Annotated in this window: 11 protein-coding genes; 4 read left to right on the top strand and 7 right to left on the bottom strand. The window is 68.8% G+C overall.

Annotation, left to right across the window (positions count from 1 at the left end):
* The coding region (locus FL311_RS44095; protein ID WP_141326324.1) for a hypothetical protein at positions 1-314 on the top strand (314 nt) is incomplete at its 5' end.
* Here the strand turns inward: FL311_RS44095 and FL311_RS17740 are convergent.
* Positions 308-1,663, bottom strand: a complete 1,356-nt coding sequence (locus FL311_RS17740) for a thioredoxin family protein (RefSeq protein WP_141326322.1) — start codon at positions 1,661-1,663, stop codon at positions 308-310. The two genes, FL311_RS44095 and FL311_RS17740, sit on opposite strands and share 7 nt — an antisense overlap.
* Before the next feature lie 151 nt (positions 1,664-1,814).
* On the opposite strand from FL311_RS17740, the gene FL311_RS17735 reads away from it, so the two are divergent.
* Together FL311_RS17735 and ltrA are read left to right on the top strand one after the other, a co-directional pair.
* Positions 1,815-2,762: a hypothetical protein gene (locus tag FL311_RS17735; RefSeq protein ID WP_141326320.1), complete on the top strand. Its 948-nt coding sequence runs from the start codon at positions 1,815-1,817 to the stop codon at positions 2,760-2,762.
* A gap of 610 nt (positions 2,763-3,372) precedes the next feature.
* Positions 3,373-4,644 carry a group II intron reverse transcriptase/maturase gene (ltrA, locus tag FL311_RS17730; RefSeq protein WP_228556924.1) on the top strand — a complete coding sequence of 424 codons (1,272 nt, stop codon included), beginning with the start codon at positions 3,373-3,375 and terminating at the stop codon, positions 4,642-4,644.
* 92 nt (positions 4,645-4,736) lie between these two features.
* On the opposite strand, the gene FL311_RS17725 is transcribed toward ltrA, so the two are convergent.
* The 6 genes from FL311_RS17725 to FL311_RS17700 form a co-directional block, all read right to left on the bottom strand.
* The gene (locus FL311_RS17725; protein ID WP_141326314.1) at positions 4,737-5,234 is read right to left on the bottom strand and encodes a hypothetical protein; all 498 of its coding nucleotides are present in this window, start codon (positions 5,232-5,234) and stop codon (positions 4,737-4,739) included.
* Positions 5,235-5,343: 109 nt separating this feature from the next.
* On the bottom strand, positions 5,344-6,537 hold the full coding sequence (locus FL311_RS17720; RefSeq protein ID WP_194869243.1) for a neutral/alkaline non-lysosomal ceramidase N-terminal domain-containing protein: 1,194 nt from the start codon (positions 6,535-6,537) through the stop codon (positions 5,344-5,346).
* A 294-nt stretch (positions 6,538-6,831) separates the two neighbouring features.
* On the bottom strand, positions 6,832-7,440 hold the full coding sequence (locus FL311_RS17715; RefSeq protein ID WP_141326310.1) for a bacteriocin fulvocin C-related protein: 609 nt from the start codon (positions 7,438-7,440) through the stop codon (positions 6,832-6,834).
* A gap of 299 nt (positions 7,441-7,739) precedes the next feature.
* A complete protein-coding gene (locus tag FL311_RS17710; protein WP_141326308.1) occupies positions 7,740-7,925 on the bottom strand; it encodes a hypothetical protein in 186 nt (61 codons plus the stop codon).
* Positions 7,926-7,942: 17 nt separating this feature from the next.
* Positions 7,943-8,665, bottom strand: coding sequence for a DUF1775 domain-containing protein (locus FL311_RS17705; RefSeq protein WP_141326306.1), 723 nt, complete (start codon positions 8,663-8,665; stop codon positions 7,943-7,945).
* A gap of 180 nt (positions 8,666-8,845) precedes the next feature.
* A complete protein-coding gene (locus FL311_RS17700) occupies positions 8,846-10,135 on the bottom strand; it encodes an AAA family ATPase (protein ID WP_141326304.1) in 1,290 nt (429 codons plus the stop codon).
* A 207-nt stretch (positions 10,136-10,342) separates the two neighbouring features.
* Here FL311_RS17700 and FL311_RS17695 point away from each other — a divergent pair, with 207 nt between their 5' ends.
* On the top strand, positions 10,343-11,188 hold the full coding sequence (locus FL311_RS17695; RefSeq protein WP_194869242.1) for a DUF2911 domain-containing protein: 846 nt from the start codon (positions 10,343-10,345) through the stop codon (positions 11,186-11,188).
* Positions 11,189-11,199: the final 11 nt, after the last annotated feature.

The raw sequence follows: 11,199 nt of genomic DNA, 5'->3' as shown, positions 1-11,199 counted from the left end.
ATCTGGTGTCGTGTCCCTACTGCGTGTCGCACTACGTGGCCTTCGTGCTGGTGCCGTTGACGGGGACGTACGCCATCGACGTGGTGGTGGGCGGCTGGGTGGGGTGGGGCTTGAGGTGGTTTCTCTCCGCGTTGCTCGTCACCGTCATCGCGGCCTTCTACCGGGTGCTCTTCTGGTTCGTGGACGAGAGCCAGGGGCTGGTGCGCCGGCGTCAGCGCACCGAGGACGAGGAGACGGCGACGAAGCGGCTGGTGCGAAGACAGGTGGAGCAGAAGGTCTCGGGTGAACCCCCGGAGCCGCTGCCTCCTCACTGATTCGCCGGCGCGGCGTTGCTCGCGCGGACCCGCTGGAGCGCGTGCTCGAGGGCCCTTCGCTGCAGATGCTCCCGGGGCATGCCGGGGGTGCTGTCCAGCTCCTCCAGGGCCTCGGTGAGCAGCCGCTCCGCGCGGGCTCCCTCTCCCCGGGCCAGGAGGATGCGCGCGTGCCCTGCGAGCACGGTGCCCCGCGCGATTCGCGGCGCCAGCGCGAGGGCCCGCTCGCTCGCGGCCAGCGCCTCGTCATGGCGTCCGGCCATCGCGTACAACGTCGCCAGCCGGGCCGGCGGGTTGTAGTCCCCGGGGAGCTCCCGCGCGCTGCGCTCCAGCAGCGCCAGCGCCTCGCCGGGCCTGTCTCTCAGCGCCGCCGCCATCACCCGATGCGAGTCGAGCGCGGCGCGCTCCTCGGCGTCCCTCGCGTGCCGGGCCTGGGCCCCCAGGAACGTCCACCACCGCTCCGTCATCCCCCGCAGGCCCGCCGTGTCCCCGGCCAGCTCGTACGCCTCACAGGCCAGCTCGAAGAGCGACGAGCGCTGCAGCGGGCTCAACGCGTCCTCGGGCGCGTCGAGGCCCCGCCGGGCCTCCTCGGCGAAGCGGTCTCGCGCCGCTCGCGCCTCCTCGGTGTCGGCATCCAGCGCGCAGCCCATGCCCACATACAACAGCCGCGTGCGGTCATCCGCGCGCGCAAGTCCCGGCAGCTCCCTCCCCGCCACCCGCACGCACTCCTCGGCCGACCCCGAGGCCGACAGGGACTTGAGCCACGACACCACCGTGCCCGCCCGTCGCGCGTCCTCCGCCGCCAGCCCCGTCAGCGCCTGCCCATAGCCCTGGGCCGCCTCGGCGTGCCGACCCTGGAGCGCGAGCTCATCCGCCCGCGCCAGCAGCTCCGTGCCCCCATGGCCGCGCTGGAAGGTCCGCTCGGCCTGGGCCAGCAGGCCCAGCAACTGGGGCTCGGACACCGCGCCCAGCGAGCGGGTGATGACCGCGCCGTGCTCCGGCTCCAGCACCAACAGGGTCGGCCACGTGTCCACCGGGTAGCGCTGGAGGAAGGGCAGGCTGCTCTGCGCATCCGTGTTCATCGTCAGCCACACGAAGCGCTCCGCCCACGCGCCCAGCGCGGGGGACGTCAGCACCGTCGCGCGCAGGGAGCGACACGACTGACACCAGGGCGCCCACGCCTCCACGAAGAGCGGCCGCCCGCCCTCCTTCGCCTCGCGCAGCGCCCCCTCCCAGTCGTCCTCCAGGAAGACGGGCCGTGCAGGAGGGGGCGTGGCGCGCTGCGTCGTGGTCGAGGACGTCGCGCACCCCCAGAGCAGCAGCAGGGCGCCGACGGCGGGTCGCATCGTCATGGATTCTCCAGGGTTGGCCAGGCTCGATGCCGTCCCCGGACACCCTGGGTGCTGGCGCGGTTCCCAGCAGGTGGGGCCCCGACGCAACTTCCCGATGCCCGTGTGAGAAAATGGTGGGAACGCCCAGCACCCCCATGGGCCGGAGCCCTTCATGAGCCCCATCGACCGCAACCGCCCCGTCTCCACGCCCGTCGCCCCGTCGCAGACCCAGCGCGCGTCGCTGAAGAACCCGCTGGGCGGGCTGGTGGAGGCCGCGAAGAACGGGCTGAAGGAGGTCCCGCGCTTCCTGGAGCAGGGCAAGGACGTCTTCGAGGCCACGCACCTGAGCGAGGTCAAGCGCCTGTTTGGCGGCGATGCCAGGCCGGACAAGACGCTGGACGGCAAGCTGATGGGCGCCAAGGGGCAGACCTTCCCGCCCGGCACGCCGCTCAAGGACATCCCCGGCGTCACGCCGCAGAACAACCCGAACCCCGACAAGACGGTCCTCTACATCAACGGCATCCTCACGCCGGCCGCCAACCAGCTCAGCGAGATGCGAGCCATCGCGGAGAAGGCCGACGCGCGCGTCATCGGCATCCACAACGCCACCGAGGGCTTCGTCGCGGACCTGGCCCAGTGCGTGGGCGACAAGCTGGACAAGGGGAAGAACCCCGCCGTGGACACCCTGGCGGACACCGTCTACGGGGAGCTGAAGGCGGGCCGCGAGGTCCACCTCATGGGCTACAGCCAGGGCGGCCTCATCACCGCGCGCGCCCTGTTCGACGTGGAGCGCCGGCTGCGCATCGAGGACGGCATGTCCTCCGCGCAGGTCGAGAAGCTGATGGGCAAGCTGAGCGTGGAGACCTTCGGCGCGGCGTCCACCCGCTACCCGGACGGCCCCCAGTACGTGCACTACATCAACAACGCGGATGCCGTCCCCACCCTCACCGGCCTGGGCGGCAGCTTCGACCCCATCGCCTTCGCCAAGGACGCGGGCAAGGGCGCCGTGGTGCACCGCTTCACCGACGGCAACCTGAACCTCATCGGCAACCACATGATGGACACGATGTACGTCAAGCACCGCGTGCCCTTCGAGCAGGCGCGCGCCGGCCAGTTCTGACGCGCACCCCCGCACGCAGGTGAAGTCCACGAGGGCTCGTGCACACGCACGGGCCCTTCGTCGTTGTGCGCCCAGCATGGGCGTGGGTTGGAGGTGAAAGTCCTCTGGGCGAACTGGTCGCAGCGAGCCCGAGCGAACCGCAAGGGGCCGACCGCGAGGGAGGTTCTGGAGGAAGCGGGGAGCGAAAGCGCGAGCCGACGCACAGGAAACGGATACGAGGCGCTGCGAGTCAGGGCGAGCGGGCAATGCACCGCGAAGCTCTCGCGACCAAGGACGGACGGCGTAAATCCGACGGCTGCGCGTGGATACCCACGACTCTTACCTGGGGAGACCTCGCCTCATGCCTGAAAGGGCGACGGCCGCTGAGAAGCAGGCCGGAGCGAGGAGTCAGCAGAAGCCGTAGTAGTGGCACTCAGCGTCGGCAGGGATGGCGTGGCAGCCTCACCGAGCCGGGACGAGCCAGAGTGGCCGCGAAGGGCCGAACGGAAGGAAGGGTGAAACGACGGTGAGTCTCGAAGGCACCGGGCGTCAGAAGTCCGCGCAAGCGGAGCTCCCGCTTCAGGGTAGGGGTGAAGCCCCGAGGGTAGAGCGGAGTGACGAAATGCCGACGGTGGCGAGCCGAAACGCGCATCTGGGAAACGACGCCCGGCTGATGGAGCGGGCGCTCGAAGCTGGCAACGTCAAGGCGGCGTTGCGACGGGTGAAGCAGAATGGGGGCAGTCCCGGCATCGACGGGATGACGGTGGAAGAGTTGCCCACGTGGCTGGTGACCGGATGGGGCGACGTCCGCGAGCAGTTGCTATCGGGCAGCTACCGTCCCAAGCCGGTCCGCGAGCAGCAGATTCCCAAGAGCGGCGGCGGGGTGCGAAAGCTGGGCATTCCGACGGTGCTCGACCGGCTCATCCAGCAGTGCCTGTTGCAAGTGTTGCAACCCGGTTTCGACGCGAGCTTCTCGCAGCACAGCTATGGCTTCCGGCCCGGAAGGAGCGCGCACGACGCGGTATGCGCCGCGCAGCGCTACATCCAGGAGGGGCGCCGAGTGGTGGTGGACGTGGACCTGGAGAAGTTCTTCGACCGGGTGCACCACGACGTGCTGATGGGAAGAATGGCGAAGCGACTCGGAGACAAGCGGGTGCTGGGGCTGATTCGCCGCTACCTCGAAGCCGGCGTCATGGTGAACGGGGTGGTGGTGGAGCGGTACGAGGGGACGCCGCAGGGCGGTCCCTTGTCACCGCTGCTGGCCAACGTGCTGCTCGACGAAGTGGATAAGCAGTTGGAGAAGCGGGGCCTGTGCTTCGTGCGGTACGCCGACGACTGCAACGTGTACGTGCGTTCCAAACGGGCCGGGCAGCGAGTGCTCCAGACGCTGCGCGAGCTGTACGCGCGGCTGCGGCTGCGAATCAACGAGGAGAAGAGCGCGGTGGACCGGCCGTGGAACCGGAAGTTTCTGGGCTACAGCTTCTGGGTGGCTCCGGGACGTCAGGTGAAACGCCGAGTGGCCCCCAAGGCGCTGGAGGCGATGAAAGCGCGGGTGCGAGAGATAACGGCCCGCAACGCAGGCCGAAGCATGGCCGCCGTGATGAGGGAGCTAAAGGAGTACCTCACCGGCTGGAAGCAGTACTTCCGGCGGGCGGAGACTCCAGGCATCTTCGAGACGCTGGACCAGTGGGTCCGTCGCCGCCTGCGCCAGGTGCAACTCAAGCAATGGAAGCGAGGCACGACCATCTATCGGGAGCTGCGGCGCCGAGGTGCGCCGGAGGACGTCGCCCGACAGGTGGCCGCCATCTCCCGCTGCTGGTGGAAGAACGCGGGTGGGAAGGTGCAACTGGCTCTGCCGACCCGCTACTACGACGACCTGGGAGTCCCCCGACTTGCCAGCTAACCTCAACCGACCGAACCGCCGGATGCGGGCCCGCATGTCCGGTGGTGTGGCAGGGGAGCAGGCGGACTGAACCTCCTGCCCCCTATGCCGATTCAGGCGAGCGTCCAGCCTCGGACGTCGTGGCGAAGCATGACCTTCGCGGGCTCCGCCTCGACGCCGCGAGTGGCCAGGGACCTCAGCCGCAGCTTGTCCTTCTTGCTCAGGTCCCTCCAGGGCAGGAAAAGGGGTGATCTCCGTGCGCGCCAGAGCACCACGCCCCTCCAGCCGCCCTTCATCGCCTGCTCGTGAAGGAAGGCATCGAGCTTCTGGGTGAGCGACACGGGCTTCAGCTCGGGGCTGAGCAGGAAGTCGAGCACCGCCAGCTGTCTGGCTTCGACGGCCCTGACCACGGCGCTCGCGACGACCACCGAGCGCAGGTTCGGGAAGGCCTGCTTCGAGAGGATGGCCTGGACCTCGCCCACGGCCCCCTCGTCGACGGCGCGGTAGAGCGGCTGGGTCTGGCGCTTCTCGCGAGAGACGGAGAAGCGCCAGAGCAGGACCAGCGCCGTGAACGGCAGGACCGCCAGGCCCCACTCCTTTAGCGTCGTCATGCGTCTGTCATAGCATCGGGTCCTGGCTTGCAGGTGTGTCCCGGGTGGCTTCGAGGATGCCGGCCGAGGGCGTCGCGACCCGTGCGTGGCGTCCCTCGGACAGCCGACGTCACGGGGGGCGGGGGCCTTCGAGGCTGGAGGTCGTCAACGCGGCGGCCCGGACGAAGGTCTCGAGGAGCTCGGGGCCAAAATACTGAAGCTGGCTCTCACCGCTCTGATTCCGGACGTGCTCGGGCGAATCCAGATAGCCGATGTAATCCCCGGTGAGCGAGATGACGCGGGTTGCGCCGCCCGCGTCCTCGATCAGGCGACCCGCTGGAAGCGTCACTTCGGCGGGCATGAACAGCAGGCTCGCGGACCCCAGGCTCAGTCGAGATGCCTCGGCTTGGCGAGGACCCAGGTGGCACAGGGCGTTCTCGGTGATGCCGTGCAGGCCAACGGGCACCAGTCGGCTGGCATCGGGACGCGGGAGCTTCACCTGGACTCGCGTGTAGGCCAGTCCCTCCGCCGGGACAGGCGTGGGATGGATGCCGCGAGCCGCGTGCGTCAGGAGCGTTGCGAAGAGCGCATCCCGGGAGGAAGCGTCGCCCTCCCGTGGGGGAAGGGCTGCTCGAGCATTCCCGACCATGCCCTGGAGGAAGAGAACCACCCCACCTTCCTCCTCCATCGTGCGGCTGTACCGCCCTGGATAGTCTCCCGAGAGGGTCCGGGACTTGTGGGGCGCGAGCGTCGGATGCGCCGAGAAGATGGAGAGTTCCGCGACCTTCCGCTGCTCGTGTCGGAAGACCAGACGTGTCAACCGGGCATCGGCCTGGGGTTCGTCGCGACCGCGAGAGACGATGAGGTCGGGGACGCTGCCCTCACCCAGCTCGACGGAGACCGGGGTGAGGGCTTCCACCGCTCGCCGCAAGGCGCTGCTTGTCGCCGCGATGACGGCCTGACTCGCGGCCGGGCGGAACCGCCCGACTCCACCGAGCTGGAAGAGAGAGGACGGTTCGTAGCTCCCCATCGAGGAATGGGTGTGGGTGGCCGTCACCAACAGCTCGGTGACCTTCAACTCCTGGAGGAGGCCCGCCAGAGAGCGTCGCATCGCGGACGGGGGGGTTAACAGCTCCGCCGAGACGATGGCCACCCGGACGTCGCCTGACTGGAGCACCAGGGCCCTGATGGCCAGTGGAGTGGTTGCTTCCGTGGCCGAGGGGCGCAAGGGGCCATAGCCGGCGGAGGCGACGGGCAATGGAACGATGATGTCCTCCACTCCCGCGCCAGCCTGGAGCGGCCCCTTGAACGCGGCGGCGGCCACGACGCGTGGGCTCTCGGACGAGGGCGCCGGGCACCACCAGTCCATGGCTGCGATGGCGTGGAGGACGAGGATGAAGAGGAGCAGCGCACCCAGTTTCTTGAGCCATGGCCGGAGGCGGTGTTGTGGGCTCGGGGACATGCGCCGGAGTGAGCGGGTGGAGTGCGCCCGGCAATAGCAACCTCGAATGGGTGCGTCAATCCAGCGGGGCGCCCCTCGGAGGGGCATGCCGTGGCATGCTCGCCCCGAGAGGCAGGAGCCAGACGCCTCGTTCAACCGGCGTGGGACTCGGGCGGCTCAGTAGAAGCAGTCACCATTGCACGCGTAGACCCAGCCAGTGCCGCACCCCGTGGGGGTGTAGCTACAGGCCGTTCCGGTCGTGCAGAACGTCAGGATGGGGCAATAGTCCGAGGCCGTGCTGCAGCTGCAGTTGGCTTTGTTGCCGGCGGCGCTGGCCTGCTCTTGCGGCCCGAGGGTGGCGAGGAGCAGCGTCGCCTCGGTCTGGCCAAACAGAGACGTGGCCTGCTCCTTGATTCGGGCAAGGTCCGCGCCCACCGTGCTCACGCTGGAGCCCTGCGCGAAGAGGGACGGAGTGAAGACGCCCAGGAGCTTCTGGATGAACTCGACCTGGGCCTTGTCCAGGTTGGGATGCGTCTCGAGGTACTGCTGATAGTGCTGCTTCCAGAGATTGCTCTGGGCCTCGGGAGAGAGCTTCGCGAAGATGGCCTTGCGGTAGGCCAACGAGAAGCGGGCGAACTCGTCATACTGCGTGGGCAGTTGCTTCGCATGGGCCTCCACCCACGCCTGGGCTTCGATGCACTCCTGGGCCTTGGCCTGGGTGGGAAGGAGCAGGGCGATGCCGCTGAGTATGAATGCAAGTGCAACCACGAGTGAATTCAATCGCATGGTGTGCCTCTCCTGTTGGAGGTGACGTCGCCGCAGGGTGTTTGCCCTTGCGGCGACGTCTGTTGTTTGGACTTGAATGGAGTGTGAGGTCAAGTTCCAAGTTTGCCATTCATTGATTCTGCGGGGGGTGGCTTTGTCCTGGCGGGCTGGAAATCCAGGCAAGGTGCTGGTTTGCAATCGCCCTGCGAGGAGGCGCGTGGCCTCGCGGGGTGGGCATCGAGGCGGTCAGGTCGCACAAAAGAAAACTGGCGCGAGCCCGGTGGACTCGCGCCAGTTCTTTTTCCAACGGTCCGTCTGGTTCAGCGTCCCGGCGGCTTCAGGTCCGCGGGCAGTCCCCCCGACGTCGGCGGGCGCTCCAGCGCGGAGGGCGTGAGCCCCTGGGTGGAGAGGGGGCCCGCGTCCTGCTGCGAGGGCTTCTTGTCATCGTCCGAGCACGCGCCGAGCACGGCGCACGCGGCGATGACGGCGCATAGATGGCGAGTCATCGTTCCTCCTCCCCGTCTCAGTACTTGACCCAGATTTCCGTGCCGGGATGAATCTCCGTCAGCGGCGTCGTGTCCGGCTCGGAGGCGATGAGCTCCTTCGTCACCGGGTTGGCGCTGTACGCGCTCTTGCCCGACCAGACGATGAGCGCGTCCTTGAACACGCTCAGGTCATGCACGTGCTCCTGCACGGTGTACTTGTTCCAGCCCGGCGTGCGCGCGGGGTAGATGAAGACGGCGGGCGCGGGCTCGGCCTGCGGCTCGCTGCCGGCGTCCGTGGCGCCGTGCTGGTGGTCCCCGGACGTGCCCACCCACTCCACCGTCGTCTCCTGGCCCTGGGCGTCGCGGCAGGTCTGCGTGGTGGGGAAGTACACGTTCGCGAACGGCGTGTTCGGCATGCGCGCGCGCAAGGAGACGCGGTGCGCATGCGTGTCCGCGGCCAGCACCTCGGATGCGGAGGCGCGTGTCCAGGTGATGGACTTCACGTTTCCGCTCGCGTCCTTCTCCACCACCGCCTTGCCGAACTGCGAGTCCAGCGGCCGCACGGAGGTGACACCCTCGGGGATGCGAATCTGGAGCCGCCAGGTGTCCGCGCCGCTGCAGCCGTGGCCGACGGTGAACTGCACCTCATAGGACGTGCCTTCGATGGCGGGGCCGGCGCCGGAGGTGCCGATGTGCGCCTGGGCGGCCGTGCCGACCAGCAGGCCCGCGGACGCGAGCAGGAGTGGGAGTGAGGTCTTCAAGCAGGGCCTCCAGTGGAAGGGATTGCGCTGGAGACCCGGGTTAACAGACGGCCCGCGCGCCACCGATGTGGCCTTTTGCCGCAGCCCCGGGGGCACCCCAATCACTTGCCAGCGACAATCATCCGGAGACCGGAGGGTGCCGCGACAATTCGCCGCACCTGTCCATGAATGACCTGGGGCTCACCACACGCCCTGCTCTCGCAGCAGGGTCCCCAGGGGCCGCGCGCCGCCGCGGTGGGACTCGAAGAGGCTCGCGGCGAGCTGCCGGGTGGGGTGGGCCCAGCCGATGCGCTGCTGCCCCTCGTGAGCCACCGGGCCGCAGTGGATGAGGGAGGCGCGCAGTTCCTCGTCGGAAGTGAACACCGCGTGCTCCAGGGGCAGCGGGCTCTGACTGGCGAGGAACACCTGCCGCCCGCCCAGCTCCCCGAGCGCGGCCTCCACCCAGCGCGGGTGCAGTCCATTGGCGGGCTCGTCCAGGATGGCGAAGTCCTCGTTGACGTCCAGGTAGTACAGGAGCGACAGCAGCCGCTTCTGGCCGAAGCCCAGCTCCGCCTGAGACACCTCGCCCCCGTCGCGGCGGACGAAGTGGAAGGTGAAGCCGCCGAAGCCCACGCGCCCGCCGTTGTCGTACGAGCGCTTCTCCAACACCTCCACGCGCAGCCGTCCGGAGGCCATCCCCGCCATCTCCACGAAGCGCGCGAGGAACGAGCGCTCCAGCGCGTCATGGCGCAGCTCCAGCGCGTCCACCAGGGGCTCCAGCTCCACGCGCTCCTTGAGCCACCCTGGCATCCAGGACGGCAGCGCCATCAACCCCAGCGGGAAGATTTCGCCGTCGTGCGCCTCCATCGCGTAGCGGATGGCGCCCAGCCGCTCGTACATCCCGAGCGCCTCGTCGAAGCGCTGCGGCGCGAGCAGGAAGGTGCGGCGCAGCAGCGTCTTGAGCCGCTCCTTGAGCCCCGCGTCGATGTACTGCGCCGTCATGAACAGCAGCGTCCACACCGAGCGGTCCAAGAGCGACCAGTGCATGGTGCGAGACCACGCGCTCTCCCCATCCACCTTGCAGTCGAGCCCCTCCGAGTCCGCGCGCAGCACCAGCCGCGTCGACGGCGACGTCAGCAAGAGCTCCACCTCGATGAGCGGCTGCAGCCCCGACTCGTGCGTGGGCACGCGCAGCGGCAACAGCCCCGCGCCCTGCCGGGGCGTCGCGTCCGCGCGCTCGGGCACCCGCGTGTCGTTGCGCGCGAAGACGTGCAGCTTCATGCCCGGGAAGGCCAGCTCGTACTCCAGCGCGAAGCGCTCGTGGATGAGGCCGGAGAAGTCCGAGCCGAGCACGGTGGACAGCAGCTCCAGCAGCGTGGTGCGGCCGGTGCCGTTCTCACCCAGGATGAGGTTGAGCGTGGGCCCGGGGGTCAGCTCGGTGCCGGGGGCGACGCCGCGGTAGTGGTGGACGGTGAGCCGGGTGAGCTTCATGCGAGGTCCTCACCCGGCAGCTTCGTGCTCCCGGGGTCCGACGGGAATACTCCACCCACCGGAGTGTCTGGTGGGCCGCCCGGAGCATGACGCGTCCGGGCATGCGCGAAGCGTTTGGTGGGCTCCGGACTCGTCTATACACTCCGCGCGCTTTCGCACCCCTCAAGAACCCTGGATGCAGAATCCAGAAAGGATGAAGTGAGGACGATGAAGAACGTTGCCCTCGGTTGTCTGTTCTCGGCGCTGGTGGCCCTCGTCGCGGCCCCCGCCTCCGCCCAGCTGGAGCTGCCCGCGGCCAGCCCCTCCGCCAAGGTGACGCAGGAGGTGGGCGTCACGTCCATCTCCGTCGACTATTCCAGCCCGGCGGTGAAGGGCCGCAAGGTCTGGGGTGACCTGGTGCCCTGGGACAAGCCGTGGCGCTCGGGCGCGAACGCGGCCACCAAGATTACCTTCAGCCACGACGTCACCTTCGGTGGCAAGGCCGTGCCCGCGGGCACGTACTCCATCGTCACGCTGCCCTCGCAGAAGGGCTGGAAGGTGATGCTGAACAAGGAGCTGGGCCTGTTCTCCACGCCCGCCCAGTACTCGCCCGCCAACGACATCGTCACCGTCGCCGGCACCACGGCGGCGATTCCCAGCCGCGAGCGCCTGACGTACGTGTTCAGCAACACCACCGAGGACACCACGTCGCTGGACCTGGAGTGGGAGAAGCTGCGCGTCTCCGTCCCCATCAAGGCGGACACCGCGACGCTGGCCAAGGCGAACATCGAGAAGGCGGTGGCGCAGAGCGCCAGTGAGCACGCCCAGGCGGCCCGCTACGTGGCGGAGTCCACCAAGGACTACGCGGCGGCGCTGAAGCTGGCGGACGCGTCCGTGGCCATCGACTCCAACTGGTACAACCAGTGGATTCGCGCGGACATCCTCGCCAAGAGCGGCAAGTACGCGGAGGCTCGCAAGGCCGCGCAGATTTCGTGGGACCTGGGCCAGAAGGCCCCGAACTTCTTCTACAAGGACCAGGTCTCCAAGGCCCTGGCGGACTGGAAGAACAAGTAGTCCTCCGTCCC

It is taken from the genome of Myxococcus sp. AB025B (assembly GCF_006518215.1).
Taxonomy (GTDB): Bacteria; Myxococcota; Myxococcia; order Myxococcales; family Myxococcaceae; genus Myxococcus; species Myxococcus fulvus.
The sequence above is the reverse complement of the archived record's forward strand: the minus strand, read 5'-3'. Positions and strand labels throughout refer to the sequence as shown.